Source organism: Glaciihabitans tibetensis, from assembly GCF_003003265.1.
Taxonomy (GTDB): domain Bacteria; phylum Actinomycetota; class Actinomycetes; order Actinomycetales; family Microbacteriaceae; genus Glaciihabitans; species Glaciihabitans tibetensis.
Genome location: NZ_PVTL01000003.1, coordinates 354734 through 378195 on the forward strand (window position 1 = coordinate 354734; position 23462 = coordinate 378195).

Genomic DNA, 23462 nt, shown 5'->3' on the forward strand with positions numbered 1-23462 from the left:
TACAATTCACACTTCACACTTCACACGTCACACTTCACACGTCAACCGGGCCTCGCGCGAACCGCTTCCAGAACTGATCGGTGCCTCAATACATGATCGACCCCATCACCTCAACCGCTCCAGAGCTGACGAGCCGAGCCGTGGCAAGCCAGCGGTGGTCTCACCTGGCGTTTGTGCACTGGCGGGTGGACTCGGCGCTGGTTGCACCGCTGTTGCCGAAGGGCTTGCGACCCGACGAGTTCGACGGCTCGTCGTGGGTGGGCCTGATCCCCTTCGTGCTCGACCGCGCGACCGTGCTCGGCAGCCCGCCCGTGCCATACTTTGGCGACTTTGTTGAGATCAACGTGCGCCTGTACGCGGTCGACCAACACGGTCACCGCGGTGTTGTCTTTGTCACCCTCGACGCGGGGCGACTCGCGGCGGTTCTCGCGGCGCGCGTGCTGTTCGCGCTGCCCTATGTGTGGTCCGACACCACCCTGACCCATACCGACGACGGGCTGATCTATAGGGGGCGACGCCATCTCGATCGGGCAGCGACCTGCGAGGTCGTCGTGCGCACCACGGATATTCCTGTCGTAGATGATCCGCTGGCCGATTTCCTCACAGCTCGGTGGGCTCTGTACACCCGGGTTGCCGGGAGAACGGTGCGATTGCGTAACACCCACGCACCGTGGCAGGTCTACGAAGCGGAACTGGTCTCGCTCAGCGACACCCTGCTGGCGCGGGCCGGCTTTGACTCTCTAGCGGCGCGCCCCCCTGATTCGGTGCTGTACTCACCCGGCGTGACGACCCGATTCGGCCGCTGACCGCGATCAGGCAACGATAGTGCGCAAGCGCTAATAAGGGACTTTCGTGTGCCAGCAGTGCGGCGTAACGTGATCGCATGTGCCGGAATATTCATACCCTTCACAATTTTGAGCCAGCTGCCACAGACGATGAAGTGCACGCCGCGGCCCTGCAATATGTGCGCAAGATCAGTGGGGCAACGAAGCCGTCCAAGGCCAACCAGGACGCCTTCGACCGCGCGGTCGCCGAGATCGCCCACATCACCGGTCACCTGCTCCAGGATCTGGTGACCTCCGCTCCTCCGAAGAACCGCGACGACGAGGCAGCGAAGGCCAAGGAGCGGTCGGCGAAGCGTTTCGCGACCGCATAGCGACCGCTACGCGCCGATCCGGTTGCGTCCGAAGTATCCGCTTTCAGTGTCGATGAGACCGCGATATACGCTTTCGGTCAGGATCAAGCCTGCGGCCACCGCAATCGCGAATCGGACGCCGTTCATCGGGTCGTCCAGGTAGAAGCTGGCGCCGCAAACGGTGATCCACGGGATGAGGAGGATCAGGATTATCTGTCGGGGGGTGCGGTAGCGAACGTTGAGGTAGACCGCCGCCACAGCGGCGATCGCGATCGCGATCGCGAGCTTGTCCGGTGAGACAAGCGCGTCCCAGAAGCGGCGATCGTCGATGTACCCGATCGCGGGCTTTGCGTTCGCCAGCCACAAGAAGACGATCCCGACACCCGCGGCCGACGCGACGTAGCCGACCTTTTTCTGGCGGGGAGTGCCGAGCAAGACCAACGCGGCCATGATTGTGAAGAAGACGAGCGTGCGGTCGTTGGGTCCGTACAGGTGAGTCGGGCGATTGATGACCGCGAAGACGAGGGGCGCGACCAGGGCGACGATCATGAAGGCGCGCCCGGTCTTCCATTGCCCCGGGATCAGGCTGGCGATGAAGCCCAGGATCCACAACGTGTAGATGATGATGCCGAAGTCCAGTAGCGGGTTCGCTTCTGGGATGTAGCGCCCGGTGTAAGGACCGAGAACTCTCGACCACGGCATCCAAGTCCCTGACAAGACCAGCCCCACTGACATCGCTGCGCCTATCCCGAGCGCTGTCGTTGCAATCCAGTCACGAGTCCTCGTCGTGAGCCAGAGCCCGAACCGCGTCAGCATCCCGGATACGACGAGGTGCATGAGCTCCATCGCGCGCGGAGCGGTGCGTTCCTCGGCCTCGGCAACATCGAGCAGTGTTCCGAGGATCACGCTCTCGTTCTGTTGCCGCCATACTCTCGGGTAGGACCGCAGCGCCCTCCGGTAGTTAGTCTCCAGCTGCGTCACGACAGACGCACCGCCACGGGCGGAACGGGGCGCATCCGCAGTCGCGCCTTGGCCTGCTCCAGGTTCTGTTCCATACGCGCCACCTCGTCGCCCAGGACGGCGACGCCGTGGTCGGTGAGTTCGTAGTAACGGCGGTGCCTCCCGTCGACGACCTCCTCGCCAGCTGAGGCGACAGCCCCTTCAGCTTGCAGTCGGTCGAGCGCCGCGTAGAGAGTCCCGACCTTCAACTTGACCCGGCCGCCGGAGAGCTCATCGGCTTCGCCGATAAGCGCGTAGCCGTGTTTTTTCCCGTTCGCCAGCGCGGCCAGGATCAAAAAGGTCGGCTCGCGCATGTCCTGTGTAGCCATCACCACAGCATACTCAACCCGTCGAAGCATTAATAGTAAGGTGTTCGATATATAGCGACCATCAGAACTAGAGGACATCACTCTTGCCGATAACTCCGAATCCCACCGTCGCCGCGATTCTCGAGATAGCGAGCAAACGCGAGGCTCCTATCGATCGCACTCGTAACAGCTTCGATGCCATTCGCCTGGCTGCGGCGATGACGGTGATTGTGGGACATGCGTTCGTTCTGACGGGTTCCGGTCCGGCGCCTGTCGTGCTCGGATTTCCGATCCATTCCCTTGCCGTGGCCGTGTTCTTCGCGACAAGCGGGTATCTCATCGCTGGCAGCTGGGAGACGCGCCCCGGCATCGTGCGGTTCGTGCGTCACCGCGCCCTTCGCATCTTCCCTGCGCTGGTTGCGGTCGTGCTGATCACGGTCTTTGTGATCGGGCCGTTGTTCACCACCCGCGACCTAGCCACATACGTGACGTCGGCTCAGACCTGGACCTACCTCCAGGGCATGACGACACTCGTCCAGTACGAGCTCCCCGGCGTGTTCGTCGGGCACCCCCGTGCGGTGGTTAACGGATCGCTCTGGAGCCTAGGCGTGGAGCTGGTCTGCTACGCCGCTGTCATCCTCGTCGGCCTGACCCCGCCGCGAGCACGCTCCCTGGGATATCTGGCCCTCGGTCTGTTGGCGGCCACCATCTTTTTCGTCACGGCGGCCACCACGCTGTTCCCGGGCTTTGCCGATGCGGCGCCGGCGATCGTCTTCTTCGCAGTCGGCGCCCTCCTCCGGATAGCGGTTCCCGAAAGCGCGTATCGCCGACGAACCGCGGCATTGGCGCTCAGTGTCTGGGCGATCGCCACGGCTCTTTGGCCAGAAGCGGCAATTCCTTTCGCCTGGTTGGCGCTCCCGTATTGCGTCGTCACCTGCGGCAGAGTCCGTACTCCTGCCTCGAAAACACTCGCCCGGATGGGCGACGTCTCCTACGGCACCTACCTCTGGGGTTTTCTTGTCCAGCAGATCGTCATCGCGATCCTCGGGCCCATTCCGTTGATTGTCAACATCGGCATCGTCCTAGTCGGATCCGTGGCGCTCGGCTGGCTGTCGTGGATCCTCATCGAACGCCCCGCGCTGTCGATCAAGAACCGTTCCAGTAGGTGACCGTGCGACGGTTCGACGGCGCAAACTTATGGGCGGCGACGTATTCGGATAGGCCCTTTCGCCCGGGATGGGTCGACGACTGACCCTCCCTGAGTGATGTCCACCTCGCCGGCGTCCACCATTCGCCGGGCGGCGCGGCGTGCGGGTTCCATCAGCTCTCGCCAGTCATCCGGGGAAACCGCGCGCGCGGCATCCGATGGACAGATGGTCGACGTCGCAGCCCGCGCGGCGAGCAGGCTACGGATCGCCTCTTCGAGCTTGCGGTCGGTCGCTGAGATCTTGTGAGACCGACAGGCGGCGCTGCAATAGGCGACCTCGTCCCAGTTGCGTTCCCACTTTTTGCGCCAGGTAATCTCCCTGCCGCAGGAGCGGCAGGTCTTCGGCTCGGGGGTCATGGTTCCATTCTGCGCTGGAATCCGCTGTGCGCACCATTCCGCCCGTCAACTAGAATTGACGAATGGAGGCCGAGAAGCTGCAGACCCTAGTCGGATCGATGGACGGCAAGGGGCCAGCGGAAGCGTTGCAGATCCTCGCTGAGCTTCATCGCGAGGTCGCGCGCAGCGAGGCCGGCGTGGTTCGAAGCGCGCGTCAAGCAGGCCTGTCGTGGGAAGCGATCGCTCAGTGCCTCGGCGTGACCAAGCAGGCAGTCCACCGGAAGTACGGCAAGAGGTAACACCGTGCGTCAACAAATGTTGACTTTTTCCCGCGCACCTCACTATTCTTGACCTCGGCGAGTTCGTCAGCAGATGTTGACGATTCGAACACTGGCGATCGTCGCCAGAGGCCGCGGATGAGGACGTGTTCGATGGAAACTGGATGGATTGGCGACGCTGACCTGGTTCGCGCGATAGGCCACGTGTTCGGGTCGACGGGGGCAGCGCCGGTGGCGGTCGCGGTGCTCACCCCCGAGCACGAATTAACTGCGACGGTAGGCGCTGGCCATCACTCCACCTTTGAGATCGGGTCGATCTCCAAGGCTCTCACGGGCATGCTGTATCGGGACGCGGTGGAGCGCGGCCTCCTCTCGCAGGAGACGATCCTGCGCGATCTTCTTCCCCTTGAGAATCACGGTGAAATTGGCTCCGTGAGCCTCAGTTCTCTTGCCATGCACCGGTCGGGCCTTCCGGGTTTACCGCCCGGGATGCATCCCCTTCGCCGCAACTATGACTTCTGGATCCGAGGAAGAAACCCCTACGGTGATTCGCTGGCTGACCTCCTCGAACAGACCCGCAACATGCGGCTTGGTGCTCCTCGACCCCGGTACTCGAACCTGGGTTTTCAGTTACTCGGGCATGCCGTCGCGAACGCGGCAGGGAGTAGCTATGAACAACTGCTGCATGACGTTCTCGGCGCCGGCTTCTCAACTCCCGCGCGGCCGGAGCAGCTTGGACCCGCGGACCTAACGGGATCCAGTCGCTTCGGGCGCCCGGTGGCCGCCTGGGTAGGTGAAGCCCTCGCGCCCGCGGGTGGCGTTCGCGCGACCATCGGCACAATGCGCGGGTTTCTTCGCTCGGTTCTGGACGGGAGCACGAGGGGATACTCCGCTCTCGACCCGGTCTCACAGTTCACTCCCCGGGTCGGCATTGGCGCGGGGTGGATCACGCTTGAGTTTCAGGGCCGCGCAGTCACCTGGCACAACGGCAGTACCGGGGGGTTCGGCAGCTGGATCGGGCTCGACCGAGAGGCCGGTGTTGGCGTTGTTGTCCTGGCGGCACAACACCGTTCTGTCGACAGGCAGGGGTTTCGTCTCCTCATGAGGTTCGCCCCACCCGGCGGAGGCCGCGCAGTGTCGTGAGTCCTCCCGAGCCCGAGGGCGATCAACTCGGTCCGGGCATGGCAGCGGAGGGCGTGCTGCCGCCCGACATCCGCTGCCGCGCTCGGTCGGAGTTCCTGGTCACCGGCACGGTCTCGGTTGCGTGCGCCAACCCGATGGCTGGCATGCCGACGTACATACTTTCCGCACGTTCGACCTGAAAAGTTTCGTGCCAGATTCCGACGGCTCCCGCGGCCTTGCGTGCGCGCTTGTTGAACGCGGTCCAGGCTGGCCGATGTTCAGCCGACGGAGCGCTGGCGTAGTCGTAGAGCTTCTCGCGCGAGTTCCAGTACTGAACGATGACGGGGCCGTCCGCGCTGAAGGAGAGCCGAAAGCCCATCAACCCGGAGTCCGGATCCTTAGAGAGCTCGGTGAGCATGCGCGGCATGGCGAGGAACGCGGGCAACCACTTGTCCACGCGCCACGGCCGGTTGAACCTCATGCCGATGAGAAACACGATGAGCTCACCGTCATAGTGATGAGTCATCCTGCCGATATTGACCTGTGCCATGTCGATCCCCTTCAATAGATAGTGGTACTCGCTAGTATTGGAGAGTTCTACTATCTAAGTCAAGGAGTAGGCCGTGCGAATTTCCCAGCTCTCGAGAGAAAGCACCGTGCCGGTTGCGACGATCAAGTATTACCTGCGCGAACGGTTGCTCCATGAGGGGCAGCTGACGTCCGCGACGCAAGCCAGCTACGACGAGTCGCACGTGCGCCGGCTGCGCCTCATCCGCGCGCTCATCGTCGGTGCTGGCTTGAGCATTGCTGTCACGCGCGACCTGCTCGACGGGGTGGACGCCCCTCCAGAATCGGGTCATGACCTGCTCGGCATCGCCCACCATGCCCTGATAGCGCCGACGGCCGCGGATGTCGACACGACCGCTGTCGACGCACTCCTCGACCAGTGGGGCTGGGACACCCATGGCTGCGACAGCGCGGCGAAGGCCGCTGTGGCCGGGGCGATCGACGGGATACGCGCCGCGGGCTTCGAGCTGCCGGAGGGAATGCTCGACACCTACGCCGGTGCCATGCACACGGTGGCCTCAGCGGAAATCGCCGGGGTTCCGACGGACTCGGCCGAGGCCGCGGTGCATTACGTCGTGCTCGGTACGGTGCTGGTCGAGCCTCTGCTCCTCGCGCTGCGGCGACTTGCCCAGCAGAGTGCCTCGCGTGCTCGGTTCGGCGCAATGCCGCTCTAACTCGTGGTTCTCGCCCGTGACCTGAGTTTTTTCTCTACCTCCCCGCTAGCGGTTGGGCGACACGGTGGTGAAGCTTAACGAACCGTGTTGTCGAGCGGGCCGTGGCCCGCGAGGAGGCCGAGGTGAGCCAGAGCGTAACAGGACCAGCGCCGGTGGGGCGCCCAGCACGGGTGCCCGCGGTTTCTGCCCGTGATCTCTGCATCGCCAGTGCTCCCTCCATCGCTCGACCGCAGATGCTCAGCTTCGACGCTGACACCGGCGACCTCCTGGTGATCGAGGGCCGAGCGCAATCCGGCAAGACGGCACTTCTGCTGACTCTCGCCGGCCGGATGAAACAGCAGAGCGGGCGGCTCACGGTGCTGGGCTTCAGCCTGCCGGTTCAGGCGGGCGCCGTGCGAGCGGTCACCGGACTGGGGGTGGTGCAGGGCGTCAATGATCTCGATGCGTCCTTGACCGTGGAGCAGCATGTCGCGGAGCGGGTGATCTTCCACCAATCGTGGTGGCGGCCCCGCGTTACCCGAGCCACGGTCGAGTCCTATCTGCAGCGGGCGAACGCGGTGCTTCAGCGTCTCGGTGCCTCGCCGCTGCTCCCGGTGAATCACACACGGCCCCCCACGCTCGTGGGGCACCGCTTTGTCGGCGACCTTGCCCCACTCGACCAATTTGTTCTCGGCACCACCCTCGCCCTGATCGGCGATCCCCAGCTCCTGATCATTGACGACATCGACGCTCTTCGGGAGCACGAGAATCGCCTCCGCGCCTGGTCGGCCCTTCTCGCGCTCGTCGGAGCCCGGCGCACGCTCACCGTTGCGGTCAGTTGTGAAGACGCGACCGATCTGGGCGACCTCTTTGCGCACGATCCAGCCGAGCGGCTGGCCCGCTCACGGGTGAAGATCGTGCGCATGAACTGAGAAGGGACACCGAATGTTCTCGCTTCCCCTGCTGGAGATCGCGCGATTCCGGCGCAAGCTCGTAACCCGTGCGGCCCTGGTCGTCGTGATCGTCACCCCGACCTTCTACGGAGCGGCGTATCTCGTCGCGAACTGGAACCCCACGGACAACCTGGACAATCTGACCGCTGCCGTGGTGAACGCGGACACCCCCGCTGCGGTGTCCACCGATGGAGAGACCACGACCATCTCCGCGGGAGAAGACCTGACGGCCCGGTTGACCACGGGGGAGGACGCGGGGTTCTCCTGGACGGAGGCGACGGCAGGGCAGGCGGAGGACGGGCTCGAGAAGGGACGATACGCGGCCGTGCTCACGGTTCCCGCGTCGTTCTCGGCTTCTCTCGCGTCGCTGGCGGGTGACTCACCCAAGGCGGCCGCGCTTTCCATCCAGACCAACGACGCCTACAACTACATCAATGGCAACATCGCCCAGGCTTTGCTCGCCAGTGTCAGCGACCGCCTGTCGGCCACCACCATCGCGGCCTACCTCGACAGCATCTACATCGGGTTCAACGAGCTGCACTCGAGCGTCAGTAGCGCCGCCGATGGTGCCCGCGTTCTCGCGGAGGGCAGCGCCGCGCTGGACGCGGGTCTCGGGGGCCTCGTAACGGGAGTCGGTGAACTCGATGCGGGAGCCGCACAGTTGCAGCAAGGGGCATCCACCCTCGCCGCCGGCACGGCATCCTCCGCGACGGGCGCGGCCACCCTCAGCGCCGGTGCGCGGCAGGTCGCGGCGGGCACGGCCCGGGTTGCTGCCTCGACGAACGACGTGGTGACCCGCGTGGCATCGGCGCAGGCCGCACTTGACGGAGCTCTCGGGCAAGCCCGTCCGCGAGCCGACACCGTTGCCGGTCAGCTCGCGACTTCCCGCGACCTGGTGCAGACCAGCCTGTCGAGCCAGGTGGCGACTCTTGCGGCGAGGTATCCAGATGACCCGGATGTCGCCGCGCTGGGTCGCTCGCTGACAGAAGCAAACGCCGTCCTCACCCCGGCTGCCGCGACGGCGGGCACGGTCGCGACGGAAATCGCCTCGACGGATGCCGCGGTGCGCGACAACGCGGCGCAGGCCTCGGCGTCCGCGCGGAACATCGCGACGGAGATCGCCGCGCTCAACGCGGGCGCGCAGCGCGTGGCGAGCGGCGCAGCGGCTCTCTCCGGTGGGCTCCGCGAGCTGTCCACGGGAGCTGCGGATGTCGCCGCGGGCGCGACGGCGTTGCGGACGGGTACGGAATCCGCGCTGGCTGGCACCAGCCGGGCAAAGGTCGGCTCGGCGGCGCTCGCCGCGGGCGCGGGGGTGCTGGCGCAGTCTCTGGTAGCGGGAGCCGAGCGGGTGCCCACCTTCAGTAGCCTCGACCGGGACATCCGCACCAAGGTCATTTCTGCCCCGGTCGAGGCGAAGGCGACCCGCGCAAATGCGGTAGCCGCCTACGGGGATGGCATCGCGCCGTACTTCATTCCCATCGCGTTGTGGATCGGCGGGCTGATCACCTACCAGGTGCTTCGGGCCGTGCCGCCGCGGGCGTTCGCCTCGCCCGCCCGGTCGTGGCGGATCGCCGTTGCGGGGTACGTCCCCGGCGTGCTGTTCGCGCTGGTGCAGGGAGTTCTGCTTTCGGTGGTTCTCAAGTTCGTGGTCGGGGTGAGCGCCCCCAACTTTTCTGCCCTGCTGGGACTTATCTCCCTCACCGCCGTCGCGTTCGCGGCCATGCACCAGGCGCTCGTCGCGTGGTTTGGCGGGATCGGCCGGCTGCTCGCCCTGATCCTGTTGGTGTTCATGCTGACCTCGGGTGGCGGGGCCTACGCGGTGCAGACGGCGCCGCCCTTCTTTCAGGCGATCAGTCCGTTCTTTCCGCTGACCTACGTGGTCGGGGGACTGCGCACCCTGATTGCCGGCGGTGACCCGGCCGCGGCGTGGACCGCGGTCGGTGTGCTGTGCCTCACGATCGGGGCGTCGCTGCTCGTCACCGTATTGGCCGCGCACCAGAAGCGCACCTGGACGATCGCGCGACTGCATCCCAGCATCACTTTCTAGGCTGCAGTCACCCACCGCGGGTGATGGTTCGCCGAGCGCACAGCGGCAAGGCTGAGGCAATGACGAGTGTCTCGACTTTCATAAACCACACCGCCGAGCGGTCCGTTCCCATGGTTCACCTGGCGGGCGGCCGATTCCTGATGGGCTCTGAAGCGTTCTATGCGGACGAGGGTCCGGTGCACGAGGTGGAGGTGCACGCGTTCGATATCGACCTTCGCCCCGTCACCAACCGTGATTTTGCGCGATTCGTGGATGATTCGGGTTACGTCACCACGGCCGAGCGGCCATTGCCCGCCGACGAATACCCCGAGCTGTCCGAGAACGAGCGTGCCCCGGGTGCGCTCGTGTTCCGCGAGACCGCGGGACCCGTTCCTCTCACTAATTGGCGCCGGTGGTGGGATTGGGCGCCGGGCGCCAGCTGGCGCCAGCCCCACGGGGTGCCGCCCACCACGATCGACTGGCTGGATCATCCCGTCGTCCAGGTGTCGTTCGACGACGCGAGCGCGTATGCCGCGTGGGCGGGGCGGCGGCTGCCCACCGAGGCCGAGTGGGAATTTGCGGCGCGCGGCGGTCTGGCCGCTGCGGATTTTGCCTGGGGCAGCGAGGTGCGACCCGGGGGACGCCTGATGGCGAACACCTGGCAGGGCGCGTTTCCGTACCGCAACGAGGGTGCCCGGGGCTGGCGCGGCACGTCCCCGGTCGGGCTGTTCCCGGCCAACGGGTTCGGGCTGTTCGACATGATCGGCAACGTGTGGGAATGGACCACGACCGCCTACGGGCCGAGGCATGTCGCTGCGGAGGCAGCGGCGCCGGCCGTCGCGCCGTCTTTCGCGCCGACCGGGGCCGAGGCTGTAGTTGACGGCTCGTGCTGCTCCATGTCGGAAGGCGAGGTTGCGGGCGAGGGCGCCGCTGCGTCCGTCTCGGTTGACCGGGCGGACCGGCAACGCGTGCTGAAGGGCGGCTCGCACCTGTGCGCGCCGGAGTACTGCCTGCGTTACCGGCCCGCCGCTCGATCTCCCCAAACGGATGACACGTCCGCCACCCACATCGGATTTCGCTGCGTCCGCGACGCCTGAACCGCGCGCGACCTGCTACGACACCGCGCCTGCTACGACACCGCGCTCGTCGCGCGGCGCGAGGGGGACTTGGCCGGCGACGCCACGAACGTCATGGCCAGACCCGCCAGCAGCGAGCCAAGTCCGCCCGCGGTCAGGTCGCCGATCGTGTCGTTGTAGGCGACGAAGATCGTGTCGTCGACGAGGTTGTGGGCGAGCCACTCGAATTGTTCCCAGAAGACTCCGGCCGAGAGCCCGAACGCGGTGGTGAGAATCACGACCGTGGGGGAGGTGCGCACGGTTCGCGCTCCCTCGGGATCGGTAAAGCGCACGAACAGCAGGTAAAGCATGGCGGCGACGAGTCCGTTGGTAAAGAAGTGCACCAGAAGGTCCCACCCCGGCACGGTGGTGTACAGATTCAGAACGTTGCTCCAACCGGCAACCAGCAGCACAATTCCGACGGCGATGTCGAGGGCGGGACGCATCCCGAGCATCCGCGGCACCATCTGGCCGACGATCACCAGGGAGAAGGCGGCGATGGCCGGAGTGCCGAAGATGACGAGGGAAATCACGAGGCTGAGTACGCCGAAGATGCGTACCCCGTCGGCGGCGAACTCCGCGGGTGACTCGGGCGGACGCCGGAATGTCTCCATCACGCAAGCAGGCTAATCACAGGGTGTCGGCAACACAGGCCCCTATTTAGGTGATCTCGGGATTGATGCGCAGTACGGCTTGCACCGGTTCGTGGTCGGAGGCCGCTCGGCCGCGCAGACGGAACGGGTTGATGCCGACGCTCCGCACGGTCACCGGGCCACTGACCAGGATCCAGTCGATGCGTTTGGCGCCGATCCGCGGTTGGCGGTAGTTCGAGAACGTCGTGTACGCCGGGGTGAGGCGAATCCGGGCGGCAGTCCACGCGTCGCGAAACTGCCCGCCACCGGTGAACTGCTGGTAGGGCCGCGACCCCGGGCGGGTATTGACGTCTCCCATCACCACTGCTGGTACCGCGGCCGAGGAGACGAGCTCACTGAGCATTTCGGCCGAGCGCAGCCGCGACTTGGGCGACAGGTGATCGAAGTGAGTGTTCACCACAAGAAACTCGACCCCCGTCACGCGGTCGGTGAAACGCGCCAGCACCGCGATGCGCGGCACGTGGTTTCCGAAGCTGCGAGATCCGGGTACATCGGGAGTGTTCGACAGCGCCTTCTGCGTCCAGTCGAGGAGGGTCAGCCGGCGCGAATCGTAGAAGATCGCGCAGTGCTCGCCGCTGCCGTTGGCGTTTCGGCCCCGGCCCACCCACTGGTATCCCGCGCCCAGGCACTCATCGAGAAACTGCACCTGGTCGGGTAGCGCCTCCTGCACACCCAGCACGGTCGGGCGCTCAGCCTGAAGCAGTCGCCGCATGATCCTGTGACGTGGAGTCCACAGGTCGGGACTGCGCCGGTTCGCGTGGGGAATGCGCCGGCGAATGTTGTACGTCATCACGTGCAGGTCGGGAGCCAGCGCGGGGCCTATCAGCGGGGCATCCACCATGATCACAGCGTATGCGACCCCGGCCAGTCGCGCGTGATCGGCCGCGCACGATAGCAAAAGGGCCGCAGACCCGCACATACCGTTCACTCGCAAGCGGCACACAGGCAGGTAAGGGATACTGGGAAGCTGTGCGCTGAAGAATCAGCGAGGACTGGATATGGAGTTCCGTTGGACGGAAATGCAACGACGACACACAAAAATGTGGCGCTTCTTTCGCTGGCAACAACGATCGCACCCCGTGTCACAACGTCGGAAGAAATTGATGCTCGCCTGGCTCCCGTCCTGAAGCGTCTGAAGCTGCCCAAGGGACTGCTCCAGCGCGTCGCCGGAGTGTACGAACGGCGCAACTGGGCCGAGGGCGAGAACTTCGACGACGCCGCCATTTCTGCGGGAAAGCGTGCGCTCGCCGCTGCGGGGATTCAGCCCGGCCAGGTGGGATTGCTGATCAACACCTCGGTGACCCGGCGCAACCTCGAGCCCTCCGTTGCGGTGAAAATCCACCACGGACTCGGGCTGCCGTCCTCGGCGACCAACTTCGACATCGCCAACGCCTGCCTCGGGTTCGTCAACGGCATGAACCTCGCCGGGCAGCTGATCGACTCCGGGTCCATCGATTACGCGATCATCGTGGACGGCGAAGACGCCGACGTCATCCAGCACAACACGATCGAACGTCTTCTCAGTTCCGAGATGGACCGCGACGCGTTTATGAGCGAATTCGCGAGCCTCACCCTCGGGTCCGGTGCCGCCGCCGCCGTGCTCGGCCGCGCCGACCGCCACCCCGAAGGCCACCGCCTCCTCGGCGGAGTGACCCGCGCCGCCACCGAATTCAACGAACTCTGCGTGGGCAGCGTCGACGGCATGTTCACCAATGCCAAGGAACTGCTCCGTGGGGGCATGGGCCTGGTCGTCGCCGCCTGGAAAGAGGCCAAGCGCGACTGGAACTGGACCAACATGGACCGCTACATCCTCCACCAGGTCTCCTCCGTGCACACCGACGCCATCGTCAAGGCCACGGGAATGAACAAGAACCGCGTGCCGCTGACCTACCCCAAGCTCGGCAACGTGGGCCCCGCCTCGATCCCGATCACCCTGTCGCAGGAGGCGGAGCATCTGAAGAAGGGCGACCGCGTTCTCCTGATGGGTGTGGGTTCCGGCCTCAACACCGCCATGATGGAGCTCGCCTGGTGAGTCGCCTTCCCCGGGCCGCGAGTGTGGCCGCCGAAGCATCCCACCCGCCCGCCGGCTTGCCCGGCCTCGACCCGAAGTTTTCCCGGCTGGTGCGAGCAGCGGTGTCGGAGCGCGGTGGGGAGGCGGATGTCTCGGCGCCGGTCACCCGCACCTGGCACATCCTCGACAACGGGCCCGAGCTGGCGAAGCTCGGCGTGGAGACGGTGGGCACGGTGCTCTGCGTTCACGGTAACCCGACCTGGTCGTATCTGTGGCGCTCGCTGGTCTCGGAGGCTACCGCTGACGCCGCCACGGGGCATCCCGCCTGGCGCATCATCGCCGTCGACCAGCTCGACATGGGATTCTCCGAGCGCAGCGGACTCGTGCGTGCGCTTCCGCAGCGCGTGCGTGACCTCTCGGCACTGACGGACGCCCTCGAGCTCGATGGCCCGGTTCTCACCTTCGGGCACGACTGGGGCGGGGTTGTGTCGCTCGGCTGGGCCGTCGACCATCCCGAGTTGCTCGCCGGCGTCATGCTGCTCAACACCGCGGTGCACCAGAGCGAGGCGGCGCCGATTCCCGCGCCGTTGCGGCTTGCGCTTGCCCGCGGGGTGCTCGGCAATGCCACCGTTGCGACGCCCGCGTTCCTCGAAACCACCCTCGCCCTGGCTCATCCGCCGCTGTCGTCCGAGGTGAAAAACGCGTACCGCGCGCCGTATCGCACGGCCGCCCGCCGCGGAGGCATCGGCGGGTTCGTCGCGGATATTCCCGTCGATGCGCAGCACCCCAGCTTGGGCGAGCTGCACCGGATCGCGGCCGGCGTCAGTGCCCTGTCGGTACCCGCGCTGATGCTGTGGGGTCCGCGTGACCCGATCTTCAGCGACCGCTACCTCGACGACCTTGTCGAGCGGATGCCGCACGCCGATGTACATCGCTTCGAGGGCGCCGGGCACCTCATCGCCGAGGATGTCGACTTTGCCTCCGCGGCGCTGACCTGGCTGGGTGACCGCCAGGGGGCGACATCCACCAGTCCCAATCCCGACTCGGCCGGTCATGGCTCAGTCGCGTTGCGCGCGCCGCTCTGGCAGAACCTTGACGTGATGCGCGACAGCGACGATGTCGCGCTCGTGGAAATGGTTCCCTCCTCGGGCGACGGCCCCCGGGTGGTCAGCTGGAAGCTGCTCTCGCGGAGGGTGCGGCAGATCGCGTCCGGCCTCAGCAAGGCCGGCGTGAAGAAGGGCGACCGCGTGTCGCTGCTGATCCAGCCGGGCGCCGATCTCACCGCCGTGCTGTACGCGTGCCTCCGCATCGGCGCCATCGTGGTTGTGGCCGACGCGGGCCTCGGCCTTCGCGGACTGACCCGCGCGGTGCGCGGCGCGTGGCCCGCCCACGTGATCGGCGCCGCTCCTGGTCTGATGGCCGCCCGTGCCCTCGGCTGGCCCGGCCAGAAGATCTCGACCGTGCGTTTTCCCGCCGCGACGGCCCGCGCGCTCGACGTGCAGCACAGCCTCGCCGACCTCATCGAGCTGGGCGCCGACGAGGTTCTTCCCGAGGCGCCGCGGCCAGATGACACGGCCGCCGTCTTGTTCACCTCGGGCTCCACGGGACCTGCGAAGGGCGTGGTGTACACCCACGACCAGCTGTCGGCCGTCGCGGAAGCGCTGTCATCGAAGTACGGCATCGGGGTGGGCACCGGCCTTGTCGCCGGCTTCGCCCCGTTCGCCCTGCTCGGCCCCGCGCTGGGCGCCCGCTCGGTCACCCCGGACATGGTCGTGACATCACCGAAGACCCTGACGGCCACCGCGGTCGCGCAGGCCGTCGCCGCAGTCGATGCGACCGTGCTGTTTCTCTCGCCGGCCGCCGTCACCAACGTGGTCGCCACCGCTCCGGAGCTGTCTGCCCCCGACTATGTGGCGCTGCGCAGTGTCACCAGCTTCCTGTCGGCGGGCGCTCCGGTGTCGGAGCCGCTGCTCACCGCGATCGCCACGCTGATGCCGAACGCGACCCCGCACACCCCCTACGGGATGACCGAGGGTCTCCTCATGACCGATATCACGCTCGCAGAGATCCGCGAGGCCACCGCGTCAGCGCCCGAGGGATCCGCGGGCGGCGTCTGCGTGGGAACTCCCGCGGCCACCGCCCGGGTGCGCATCAGCGCGCTCGACGTCAACGGCGACGCCGTCGGCGAGCCCAGCGATACTCCCGGCATCACCGGCGAGATCATCGTGTCGGCGCCCCATGTCAAGGACCACTACGACCGCCTCTGGCTCACCGACCGCGCCTCCAAGCGCGAGGTTGCCAGCACTGGTGCGGGTGAGCGCTGGCACCGCACCGGCGATGTCGGCCACCTCGACTCTGCGGGGCGCCTCTGGATTGAGGGGCGGATGCCGCACGTGCTGGTCACCGCGAACGGCATCGTCACCCCGGTCGGACCCGAACAGCGGATCGAAACAGTTGCCGCCATCGCTCGCGCCGCAGTCGCCGGGGTCGGACCACGCGGTAACCAGCAGGTTGTCGCGGTCGTCGAGACGGTGCGTTCCGCCCGGCGCGTCGGGCTGGCCTCGCCGGAGCTCGCCTCGGCCGTGCGCGCCGCGACGTCGGTGCCGATCGCTGCGGTCCTCGTGGTGCCGCACCTGCCCACCGACATCCGCCACAATTCAAAAATCGATCGCGTGCGCCTGTCCACCTGGGCTGCGGGGATTCTCAGCGGGGGACGGATGACCCGCCCGTGAGGGTGCTGGTCACCGGTGCGAGCGGGCTGCTCGGCCGCGCTGTCGCGACGGAAATCGCCGGGCAGGGACACGACGTTCGCACCTTTCAACGCAGGCCGTCCGGGCTTGGCGGGGTGGTGCCGCGGCTGAGCGATGAGCTCGGATCCGTCACCAACGCCGACGACGTCGCCCGGGCCGTCGACGGTGTCGATGCCATCGTGCACCTCGCGGCGAAGGTGTCGCTCGCGGGTGACCCCGCAGACTTCGACCGCGTCAACGTCGACGGAACGCGCAGCCTGCTCGCCGCGGCGCGTTCGGCCGGGGTGGCGCGGCTCGTGCTTGTGTCCTCGCCGTCGGTCGCGCACTCGGGATCGTCGATCGTGGGGGATGATGCGGGGCCGGCCGATCCCGAACAGGCGCGCGGCGATTACGCCCGCACGAAGGCCACGGCGGAACTGCTCGCACTGGCGGCCGACTCGCCCGCCCTGCACGTGGTCGCGGTGCGCCCGCACCTCGTCTGGGGCCCGGGGGACACCCAGCTGGTGGCGCGGGTTGTGCAGCGCGCCCGCGACGGACGGTTGCCCCTGCTCGGCCACGGGGCCGCTCTCATCGATTCGATTTACATCGACAACGCGGCATCCGGCATCGCGGCGGCACTTGCCCGCGTCGACGAGGTGCACGGCAACAGCTATGTGCTGACCAACGGGGAACCGCGCCCGGTCGCGGAGTTGCTCGCCGGCATGTGCGCCGCGGCCGGAGTGAAGGCTCCGGGATGGCGGGTTCCTGCCGCTCTGGCCCGCGCCGCCGGCTCGGTGATCGAATCGGTGTGGCGGATCGCGCCCGGCTCGGACGAGCCCCCGATGACGCGCTTCCTCGCCGAACAGCTGTCGACCGCGCACTGGTTTGACCAGCGGCGCACCCGGGCCGACCTTCGGTGGACCCCGAGCGTCACCCTTGACGAGGGCTTCGAGCGCCTCGCCGCGTCGTATCGGGCGGAGTAGGGCGCAATCGCTCGGGCGCAGATTTACTCGCGAACCCGAACGTTGTCGCTGATAGACGTCCACCCGTCGGCAGAAATCGCGGGTGCGGGCATCAGCTGCGCCTCGACTCCTCCGTCATAGCTCAAGGTTGCCATGTCTCCGCCGCACACGATCGAGGAGTTGATACCCGCGGCGACCGCGAGACAGTGGCCGCCGCCAGTGTCCTCCGTCATCCGGATGAGAAAGTAGTCCGCGTCGTTGTAGCTGCCCGAATACCGGGACGTGTCGGGGTCGAACTGAGCCAGATCCAGCTCGTCGAAATCAGGCGGAAGCACGTCAGCGGCCGACTGCTCTTCAGCGAAGGCGGGATACCCCGCTTGATCGTCGAAGACGGAATAGCCGCCCGGGCCGATACAGGCGGACAGCGACATCCCGCATACCACCGCGAGCACGGTTACCACTGCGCCGCGGCGAGCGAACCGGAGGGGGATGGTCGCGCGCATCTCTGCACGATAGCCCGCCAACTGCTGTCAGCGCTAGCCAACCTGAGAATAAGTCTAAGAAATGCTCGGCGCGGGCGTTGTGGCCGGGCCTGTCGTGCCCGGCACGGCGGCACGGGGTTCCGCGGCAATTAGTGCCGCGGCACGGGATGCGGCGTCGTCGCGGCGAACGTGGCTGCGGGCATGCTCGACCGCGCTGGCGAGGTCGGCGAACAGGTGCTGTTTGGTGCGCAGCGTGCGCAGAACGCCCACCCGGGTGACCAACTGGAGGTGGCGCTCCTGTACACCCTTGATCAGGACGGTGATTCCGCGCGCTTCGAGGGTGCGCACGATGTCCGCGATCACGCGGGCGCCGGTGGCGTCCAGAACGTCAATCTGGGACATCCGGATGATGGCAACGCTGACCCGGTCGATTTCGCTGACCCGTTCCAACATCCGCTCCGCCGTGCCAAAGAACAGGGCGCCATCGAGGCGGAACAGCGCGATTCGCTCGTCGCCGCTCACCGAGGGCAGGGGGAGTGGTTCGCGGTGCACCCCACCCGACTTCGCGAGGGTGCGCAGCGCGAAGAATGCCGCGACGACAATGCCGATCTCGACGGCGAGGATGAGGTCGAACGACACGGTGATGATCGCGGTAACAACGAAGACCACGGCGTCGGAGCGGGTCGAGCCCAGCACGCTCCTCACGACGCTCGGTGACACCATCTTGACGGCGGTGAACATCAGCACGCCCGCCAGCGCGGCGAGCGGGATCTGGGAGACCGGTCCGGTTGCCAGGTACACCACGCCGAGGAGCACCAACGCGTGGGTGATTGCGGCAAGCCGCGTGCGTCCCCCTGCGCGTACGTTGACTGCGGTGCGCGCGATGGCGCCGGTGGCCGGCATCCCGCCAAAAAATCCGGACGCGATCGACGCGAGGCCCTGCCCGACCAGTTCGCGGTCGGCGTCGTACGTGCCGGTGTCGGCCAGGGCGGTGGCCACCCGCGCGGAGAGCAGTGATTCGATCGCGGCGAGCGCGGCGATGGTGAGCGCGGGAGCGAGGAAGGTGGTGAGCGCGTGCCCGTCGATGAGCGGTAGCGACGGCGAAGGCAGGCTCGCAGGCAGCGCGCCGATGCGGGCCACGGGCAGGTCGGCGAGGGTGGCCATCACCGTCACCACGACGATCGCGAGGATCGAGCCCGGGAGCGAGCGGTGAATACGCGGGGTCGCCCACATGATGGCGATGACTGCCGCGACGATCGCGACCGGCCAGAGCACTTCTGGCCAGCTCACCGTAGATAGCGCCTGGACGGCGGCAACGGCGGCGTTGCTGCTGTCACCGGCGACCACACCGAAGGCGGACGGCACCTGTTGCAGGAAGATGATGACTGCGATGCCGAGCGTGAACCCTTCGATGACGGGCCACGGGATGAAAGTGACGGTGCGTCCAAGTTTGAGGAGTCCGGCGAGCATAACGATGGCGCCGGCGAGCACCGTGACAACGGGAACGGCGGCGATGCCGTAGGTAGCGACGATCGGACCGAGCACAACCACCATCGCTCCGGTGGGGCCGGAGACCTGCACGTTGGATCCGCCGAAGATCGCGGCAACGAGGCCGGCGACGATCGCGGTGATCAGCCCCGCTTCGGCACCCGCGCCGGAGCTGACGCCGAACGCCAGTGCGAGGGGCAGCGCGACGATGCCGACGGTGATTCCCGCGACGAGATCGCCCTTCCAGGTGCGGGGAACAGCGCGATAGTCCCGCTTGCCGGGAGCGAGGTGCGCGAGGTGCGCGTTGTGCGCGAGGTGAGCGACGTGAGCGAGGGTGTGATGGACGGGAGTGCGCCCGGACTTCACGCTTCGGCCGAAGGCACGGGGAGCGGGGCAGCAGCGAGCGGTGCTGCAGCGAGCGGCGCTGCGCGGTCGTAGGTCGTGCCGGCGGGAGGAACCGGGAGCGGCGTTGGATAGGCAACCGCCCGCAGGGTGCCGGATTCGCTGGGGTTGGCCTCGGCGAGTGTGGAGCTGATCGCCACGGCGCTCACCGTGGAGGTGAGGTTGCGGTGCGTGGTCTCCAGGATTGAGATCAGCAGCGTCTTGGCCACCACCATGAGGTCGGCGACCTCGGGGTACGCGAGCTGGTAGAACACCTGGCTCCCGCGGCGCTCGGCAACCACGAGGTTGTGGTTCCGTAGAACGGCCAGGTGCTGGGACAGGTTTGACGCCTCCAGCCCGGTGTGCACAAGCAACGTAGCTACCGGCACGTTGTCGGCGTCGACGAGCGCCTCAAGCACACGAATTCGCGCGGGGTGAGCGAGACCTTTGAAGAGGTCGGCCTTGACCGCATCGAGGCGATGGGCGACAGCAACTGCGAGAGCGGCAGGCTCGATGGGCTCGGGCCGCTTCTCGCTGGCGGGGATGTGCACCGGAGGCGGCGACGGCGTCGGGGCGTACAACTCGGAAGCCTCGACTGCCTGTGCCAGGTCCATGATGTGCGTCCTCCGTGGTGCCGGTGTTGCGGGTGTGGCGGGTTTCTCAATTCATCATTTCGCCGATCGGCGGAGCGTATTAGGGCACATGGTCCCGAATTCGCCCGCGCGGGTCGGAGCTCGGACGCCGACAGGACAGTCGCCGGTGACTGCGATCGCCGACAGGACAGTCGTCGGTCCTGATGCCGGGAAGACCTTCGCCGCCAGGACAGGCGTGGGCGTTGTTTCGCGATTTTTCGTCGATAGGCGCCCGGTCGGCGAGCCAATCGGTGGCTCCGGTGCCATCTGCCGACGGCTCCTGTCCGGTCGGCGAGAACGAGTAGTCGGCAGCGCGCTACAGGCAGCGCGCTACAGGCAGCGCGCTACAGGCAGCGCGCTGCAGGCTGCCGCTATAGGTCGAGCGACTCGCCGGGCTCGAGGGGGAAGAACTCGCCGCCACCCTGTTCGGTTGCCCAGCGGATTCGCGCCGTCGCCATGCCCTTGCCAATCACCGAATTGACCATCTCGTGGGTGGCGAAAGCGCGCTTGGGAGCCACGGCGAGCACGTAGTCCATTGCCTCGCCGATCTTGAGCCAGGGCGCGCTGGACGGCACCGCGAGCACGTCGATGGCGACCGGGGGAACGGTGTACGCGTCACCGGGGTAAAAGATGGTCTCGTTGATGAGCACACCGACGTTGTCGACGACGGGAATCGACGAATGGATGACGGCGTGCTTCGCACCGTAGAACGTCAGCACGAACGGGCCGACCTCGTGCACAGCGCCGTCGGCCACCTCCGTGAACTCGAACCCCGCGCCCGCGTTGGAGGCTGCGTCGTCGGCGGCGGCGGCAGCTTTGCGTGCGGCGGCGATCACGCCCGCGGGCGCGAACAGGCGTGCGGTCGGGTTGAGGTCGAGGATGCGGCGCAACTGGTCTGGCGTCCAGTGGTCGGCATGCTCGTGCGTGATCACAATCGCCACGACGTCACGGAGGTCCAGAAGCGGTGTCGTGTACGAACCCGGGTCGACGACCACCCGGTGGTTGTCCCGCTCCACCGCAAAACACGCGTGCTCGAACTTCGTAATTCTCATACCGCGAGCCTACGTCAGACTCTTGCGCTATATACCCCCTAGGGGTATGTTCGGGTCCATGAACTTCCGCACGGAACATCCGCTTGGTGCAAGCCACACCCCTGGCTCCCACGCCTCAAACCCGCACGACTCCGGCGCCCACACCTCACACCCGCACGCCCCTGACGTGCCAGACGACGACCACCCGGCGCACGACCACCCGGCCCACGACCACCCAGACCTCGACCACCCAGACCACGACCACCCCGCCCACGACCACCCCGCCTCCGAACACGCGCACCATGACCCGTCCGTCTTTCGCCGAAAGTTCATCGTCAGCCTGATCCTGACGATCCCCACACTCGTCTTCAGTACGGGTTTGCAGGACATCCTCGGGTTGTCTGGACCCCGCTTCGAGGGCAGCACCCTCATCCCGGCGGTGTTTGGTGTCGCTCTCTTCTTCTACGGCGGATCGGTGTTCCTCACCGGCGCGGTTCGCGAACTGCGCGCCCGCCAGCCCGGCATGATGACACTGATCTCGCTCGCCATCGTCGTCGCGTTTGCGTACAGCGCGGCCGTCACCCTGGGCTTCCCCGGCATGGACTTCTGGTGGGAACTGGCGACTCTGATCACGATCATGTTGCTCGGCCACTGGGTCGAGATGTCGGCCATCTCCGGCGCCCAGAACGCGCTGGGCGAGTTGGCGAAGTTGATCCCCGACGAAGCAGACCGCATCGTCAACGCCGGTGACGGCGCAAGTGGCGGCGACGGTGACGGCGACCGTGTTGTGGCGGTGCCGGTGTCGAGCCTGAAGGTGGATGATGCGGTGCTGGTGCGCCCGGGAGCGGCGATTCCCGTGGACGGAGAGGTGATCGCCGGCAGCTCCGACGTGAATGAAGCCCTGCTGACCGGCGAATCGAGCGCCGTCAGCAAGTCGACCGGCGACGGCGTGATTGCCGGGAGCCTCAACGGCTCCGGATCCCTGACCGTGCGGGTCACCAAGACGGGCGCCGACACCACCCTTGCCGGGGTGATGAAGATGGTGGCCGACGCGCAGGCGAGCAAGTCGGGCAGTCAGATACTCGCGGATCGCGCCGCAGCCTGGCTCTTCTACGTCGCCCTGGCCGCCGCGGCCCTGACGCTGATTGCCTGGACCTGGATCAGTCCGGATGATCCGGCGTTTGTGATCGAACGGGTAGTGACCGTGCTCGTGATCGCCTGCCCACACGCCCTGGGACTCGCGATTCCGTTGGTCGCCCAGCTGTCGACCGCGATCGGCGCCCGACGAGGACTGCTGGTGCGCAGCCGCGCTGCGCTGGAAGACGCCCGCACCATCGAGGTGGTGCTGTTCGACAAGACCGGCACGCTGACCGAGGGACGCCAGGGTGTCGCCGCGGTGCTGCTGCCGACGCCATCGACCGGGCGCACGCCGACCGAGCGCACGCCGACCGAGCGCACGCCCGAATCCGATCCCGAGCGCACAGCGACCGAGCGCTCACGCGTGCTCGCGCTGGCGGCCGCGGTTGAGCAGGCATCCGAGCACCCCATCGCACGGGCGATCGTGCGTGCGGCAGCGGAGCATCCCACAGAAAAAATCGCGGCGGTGACGACGGACTTCCGTTCCCTTGCGGGACGTGGCGCCGAGGCGACCGTCGACGGCGCCCGGATCACGGTCGCGAGCGCGCGTGTGGTCGAGGAGCGCGCCCTGGCCATTCCCGAGGGGCTGGCGGATGCCGCGGGGCGGGCCACCGGCACGGGCCAGAGCGTCGTGTACGTGATGTCGGAACACGCCGTGCTCGGCGCCATCGCGCTGGCTGACGTCATTCGGCCGGAGTCCCGGCAGGCCGTCGCCGCGCTGCAGGCGCGCGGGGTGCGGGTGGCGATGCTTACCGGCGACTCTCGCGCGGTCGCCGACTGGGTTGCCGAACGCCTCGGCATCACCGAGATCTTCGCGGAGGTGCTCCCCGCCGACAAGGCGAACGTGGTGGTCGCGCTGCAAACCGGGGGAGCGCGGGTCGCGATGGTGGGCGACGGGGTGAACGATGCTCCCGCCCTGGCCCAGGCCGATCTGGGCGTCGCCATCGGCGCCGGTACCGACGTCGCTATCGAATCCGCCGGGGTGGTGCTCGCCGCCAGCGACCCCCGGGGCGTCGCCGACGTGCTGAACCTCAGCCGGGCGACCTATCGCAAGATGCAGCAAAACCTCTTCTGGGCGACCGGCTACAACATCGTCGGCATCCCGCTGGCGGCGGGCGTGCTCTACGGCGCCGGGATCCTGCTGTCGCCGGCGCTCGGCGCGGTCTTTATGTCCGTCTCCACGATTGTGGTGGCGTTGAACGCGCAGCTGCTGCGCCGGGTGAAGCTGGGTGACGCAGCCACCACGAGATAATCGGG

At 67.1% G+C, this 23462-nt stretch carries 23 protein-coding genes; 13 read left to right on the top strand and 10 right to left on the bottom strand.

Annotation, left to right across the window (positions count from 1 at the left end):
- Window positions 1-92: 92 nt before the first annotated feature.
- Window positions 93-806, top strand: coding sequence for a YqjF family protein (locus tag B0I08_RS07680; RefSeq protein ID WP_106211437.1), 714 nt, complete (start codon window positions 93-95; stop codon window positions 804-806).
- A 77-nt stretch (window positions 807-883) separates the two neighbouring features.
- On the top strand, window positions 884-1156 hold the full coding sequence (locus B0I08_RS07685; protein ID WP_106211439.1) for a DUF2277 domain-containing protein: 273 nt from the start codon (window positions 884-886) through the stop codon (window positions 1154-1156).
- Window positions 1157-1162: 6 nt separating this feature from the next.
- On the opposite strand, the gene B0I08_RS07690 is transcribed toward B0I08_RS07685, so the two are convergent.
- Entirely contained in the window at window positions 1163-2041 is an 879-nt protein-coding gene (locus tag B0I08_RS07690) for a hypothetical protein (RefSeq protein WP_106211441.1), read from the bottom strand.
- Between the two features lie 71 nt (window positions 2042-2112).
- On the bottom strand, window positions 2113-2463 hold the full coding sequence (locus B0I08_RS07695; protein ID WP_106211647.1) for a PadR family transcriptional regulator: 351 nt from the start codon (window positions 2461-2463) through the stop codon (window positions 2113-2115).
- Window positions 2464-2546: 83 nt separating this feature from the next.
- Here B0I08_RS07695 and B0I08_RS07700 point away from each other — a divergent pair, with 83 nt between their 5' ends.
- Window positions 2547-3611, top strand: coding sequence for an acyltransferase family protein (locus B0I08_RS07700; protein WP_106211442.1), 1065 nt, complete (start codon window positions 2547-2549; stop codon window positions 3609-3611).
- A gap of 26 nt (window positions 3612-3637) precedes the next feature.
- Here the strand turns inward: B0I08_RS07700 and B0I08_RS07705 are convergent, their stop codons facing one another.
- Window positions 3638-4006 carry a DUF2256 and DUF3253 domain-containing protein gene (locus tag B0I08_RS07705; protein ID WP_106211443.1) on the bottom strand — a complete coding sequence of 123 codons (369 nt, stop codon included), beginning with the start codon at window positions 4004-4006 and terminating at the stop codon, window positions 3638-3640.
- A 62-nt stretch (window positions 4007-4068) separates the two neighbouring features.
- Here B0I08_RS07705 and B0I08_RS07710 point away from each other — a divergent pair, with 62 nt between their 5' ends.
- On the top strand, window positions 4069-4284 hold the full coding sequence (locus B0I08_RS07710; RefSeq protein WP_106211445.1) for a transcriptional regulator: 216 nt from the start codon (window positions 4069-4071) through the stop codon (window positions 4282-4284).
- A 132-nt stretch (window positions 4285-4416) separates the two neighbouring features.
- Window positions 4417-5406, top strand: a complete 990-nt coding sequence (locus tag B0I08_RS07715) for a serine hydrolase domain-containing protein (protein WP_106211447.1) — start codon at window positions 4417-4419, stop codon at window positions 5404-5406.
- Between the two features lie 22 nt (window positions 5407-5428).
- Here B0I08_RS07715 and B0I08_RS07720 read toward each other — a convergent pair whose 3' ends face one another.
- Window positions 5429-5935, bottom strand: coding sequence for a DUF4188 domain-containing protein (locus tag B0I08_RS07720; protein ID WP_106211449.1), 507 nt, complete (start codon window positions 5933-5935; stop codon window positions 5429-5431).
- Between the two features lie 73 nt (window positions 5936-6008).
- Between B0I08_RS07720 and B0I08_RS07725 the strand changes: the two genes are divergently transcribed.
- The 4 genes from B0I08_RS07725 (at window position 6009) to B0I08_RS07740 (ending at window position 10681) form a co-directional block, all read left to right on the top strand.
- Window positions 6009-6626, top strand: coding sequence for a MerR family transcriptional regulator (locus B0I08_RS07725; protein WP_106211451.1), 618 nt, complete (start codon window positions 6009-6011; stop codon window positions 6624-6626).
- Between the two features lie 122 nt (window positions 6627-6748).
- On the top strand, window positions 6749-7537 hold the full coding sequence (locus tag B0I08_RS07730) for an ATP-binding cassette domain-containing protein (RefSeq protein WP_146134350.1): 789 nt from the start codon (window positions 6749-6751) through the stop codon (window positions 7535-7537).
- A gap of 13 nt (window positions 7538-7550) precedes the next feature.
- Window positions 7551-9605: a YhgE/Pip family protein gene (locus tag B0I08_RS07735; protein ID WP_106211455.1), complete on the top strand. Its 2055-nt coding sequence runs from the start codon at window positions 7551-7553 to the stop codon at window positions 9603-9605.
- A gap of 59 nt (window positions 9606-9664) precedes the next feature.
- Complete coding sequence (locus B0I08_RS07740; protein ID WP_245884679.1) at window positions 9665-10681, top strand: formylglycine-generating enzyme family protein; 1017 nt, start codon at window positions 9665-9667, stop codon at window positions 10679-10681.
- Between the two features lie 32 nt (window positions 10682-10713).
- Here B0I08_RS07740 and B0I08_RS07745 read toward each other — a convergent pair whose 3' ends face one another.
- Window positions 10714-11313: a DUF2238 domain-containing protein gene (locus tag B0I08_RS07745; protein WP_106211457.1), complete on the bottom strand. Its 600-nt coding sequence runs from the start codon at window positions 11311-11313 to the stop codon at window positions 10714-10716.
- Window positions 11314-11359: 46 nt separating this feature from the next.
- Window positions 11360-12193, bottom strand: coding sequence for an endonuclease/exonuclease/phosphatase family protein (locus B0I08_RS07750; protein WP_106211651.1), 834 nt, complete (start codon window positions 12191-12193; stop codon window positions 11360-11362).
- Between the two features lie 168 nt (window positions 12194-12361).
- Here B0I08_RS07750 and B0I08_RS07755 point away from each other — a divergent pair, with 168 nt between their 5' ends.
- Genes B0I08_RS07755 through B0I08_RS07765 form a run of 3 tightly spaced genes read left to right on the top strand, consistent with a single transcriptional unit; the run spans window position 12362 to window position 17075 of the window.
- The gene (locus tag B0I08_RS07755) at window positions 12362-13384 is read left to right on the top strand and encodes a 3-oxoacyl-ACP synthase III (protein WP_106211459.1); all 1023 of its coding nucleotides are present in this window, start codon (window positions 12362-12364) and stop codon (window positions 13382-13384) included.
- The gene (locus B0I08_RS07760) at window positions 13381-16095 is read left to right on the top strand and encodes an alpha/beta fold hydrolase (protein ID WP_245884682.1); all 2715 of its coding nucleotides are present in this window, start codon (window positions 13381-13383) and stop codon (window positions 16093-16095) included. The genes B0I08_RS07755 and B0I08_RS07760 overlap by 4 nt, the downstream gene beginning before the upstream one ends.
- Window positions 16092-17075, top strand: a complete 984-nt coding sequence (locus B0I08_RS07765; RefSeq protein WP_106211462.1) for an NAD-dependent epimerase/dehydratase family protein — start codon at window positions 16092-16094, stop codon at window positions 17073-17075. Before B0I08_RS07760 ends, B0I08_RS07765 begins: the two co-directional genes overlap by 4 nt.
- A gap of 23 nt (window positions 17076-17098) precedes the next feature.
- Here B0I08_RS07765 and B0I08_RS07770 read toward each other — a convergent pair whose 3' ends face one another.
- From B0I08_RS07770 to B0I08_RS07785, 4 genes are all read right to left on the bottom strand, one after another.
- On the bottom strand, window positions 17099-17557 hold the full coding sequence (locus tag B0I08_RS07770; RefSeq protein ID WP_106211464.1) for a hypothetical protein: 459 nt from the start codon (window positions 17555-17557) through the stop codon (window positions 17099-17101).
- Between the two features lie 54 nt (window positions 17558-17611).
- Window positions 17612-19390, bottom strand: coding sequence for a SulP family inorganic anion transporter (locus tag B0I08_RS07775; protein WP_106211466.1), 1779 nt, complete (start codon window positions 19388-19390; stop codon window positions 17612-17614).
- On the bottom strand, window positions 19387-20019 hold the full coding sequence (locus B0I08_RS18225) for an ArsR/SmtB family transcription factor (protein ID WP_106211468.1): 633 nt from the start codon (window positions 20017-20019) through the stop codon (window positions 19387-19389). The genes B0I08_RS07775 and B0I08_RS18225 overlap by 4 nt, the downstream gene beginning before the upstream one ends.
- A gap of 389 nt (window positions 20020-20408) precedes the next feature.
- Window positions 20409-21089 (bottom strand): MBL fold metallo-hydrolase, encoded by a 681-nt coding sequence (locus B0I08_RS07785; RefSeq protein WP_106211469.1) that lies wholly within the window; start codon window positions 21087-21089, stop codon window positions 20409-20411.
- 58 nt (window positions 21090-21147) lie between these two features.
- Here B0I08_RS07785 and B0I08_RS07790 point away from each other — a divergent pair, with 58 nt between their 5' ends.
- Window positions 21148-23457 (top strand): heavy metal translocating P-type ATPase, encoded by a 2310-nt coding sequence (locus B0I08_RS07790; protein ID WP_106211653.1) that lies wholly within the window; start codon window positions 21148-21150, stop codon window positions 23455-23457.
- Window positions 23458-23462: the final 5 nt, after the last annotated feature.